The 1,355-nt window shown below is 72.4% G+C and carries 2 protein-coding genes; one reads left to right on the top strand and one right to left on the bottom strand.

From position 1 onward, the window contains the following. On the top strand, positions 1 to 339 hold a 339-nt coding region (locus ACWEQL_RS42460), incomplete at its 5' end, for a MarR family winged helix-turn-helix transcriptional regulator (RefSeq protein ID WP_452156989.1). A 752-nt stretch (positions 340 to 1,091) separates the two neighbouring features. Here the strand turns inward: ACWEQL_RS42460 and ACWEQL_RS42455 are convergent. Then, the coding region (locus ACWEQL_RS42455) for a hypothetical protein (RefSeq protein ID WP_452156987.1) at positions 1,092 to 1,355 on the bottom strand (264 nt) is incomplete at its 5' end.

The raw sequence follows: 1,355 nt of genomic DNA, 5'->3' as shown, positions 1-1,355 counted from the left end.
GGCCAGGAGTTGGTCATGATGCACCTGTGGGAGCTCGGCGCCCAGCGCCAGACCGATCTCGTACGACTGCTGGACTCCGACGCCGCCACCATGACCCGCACCGTCCAGCGCCTCGAACAGGCCGGCTTCGTCCGCCGCCGCCCCTCCCCCACCGACAAGCGCGCCTGGCTCATCGAGCCCACCGCCGCCAGCCACGCCCTGCGCCGCGAGGTCGAGCAGAGCTGGAGCCGGCTCGAGGACCTCGTCACCGCGGGCCTGACCGCCGACGAGTGCACCGAGACCCTGCACACCCTCGAACGCCTGGAACAGAACCTCGCCCAGAGCGCCACCCCTTCCTGAAGAGCAGCGGCACAAGGGCGCGGTCACCCGCCGTGCATCAGGCAGCAGGGTGGCCGTTCTGACGGCCGCTGGATGGGTCCGGTAGCCCTGAGCCGGGTGCGGACTCCAAACGAGAAGAGCAGCACCGAGTACGACGCGGCGTGCGAGAAAGCCGTGACAATCGGCAACCCGCCGGCTGCACCCGCGGGACCTGGACGCCTACGCCACCATCACCTACGAGGTGGCCGGCCTCCACCAGGGCGACGAGGACGGCTTCGAGGACGAGGACGGGGACCAGGGCGACGAGGTGCCCGGCGACCTGGACCTCGCGCTGGAGTGGGCCCGCGCCAGGGTGTGCGTCCTCCAGCAGTCCCTGCCCTGGCCGTTCCGCGACCTCCTGCTGTACGGCGAGCTGGACAACCGGCCCGCCCCCCGCATCCTCTACTGCTGCGTCGCCGCGACCCGAAGGCGGCCGCGCCGTGGTTCACCGCGCTGGTCCACCTCAACCCGAACGACAACATGGGCGCCCGGTTCATCGCCCCCGACGGTCCCCAGTACCCCGGATTCTGAGCAGCACAGAAGGCCGCTACCCTGCGCCCGCGGGGTGACGACCTTCAGCGTGTTGCGGGACCGCGGGCCGGGGCGGCCAGCATGTACGGCCGGCCGCCCCGGGCGTCGATGCCGTGCCAGCGTCCGGGCGCCGTGGGGGTGTACGTGCCGGGCGGTGTGGGGCAGGGCATGACCGCGCGCCCTGGTCGGGACGCTCGGTGTGCTCAACGAGTGGGCGCGGGTTGGGGTGCGTGGTCGCCGGTTTCCCATCCGCAGCGCCGGCACCACGGCAGGCCAGGGATTCCCAGGTCGTACTGTCCGCAGGGCACTTCCTGCTTGGACAGCGAGGTCGGGGTGTGAAAGTCCCACAGCGGCAGCGCCGCGGGGTCCTGCCCTCGGGCCACCAGCCGGTGATAGAGCGCCGCGTGGGCGCCGCCCTCGACGGCGACCACCTGCCGGCCCCCATCGCCGCTCGGTTCCGCGAGCTG

Source organism: Kitasatospora sp. NPDC004240, assembly GCF_053603215.1.
The sequence above is the reverse complement of the archived record's forward strand: the minus strand, read 5'-3'. Positions and strand labels throughout refer to the sequence as shown.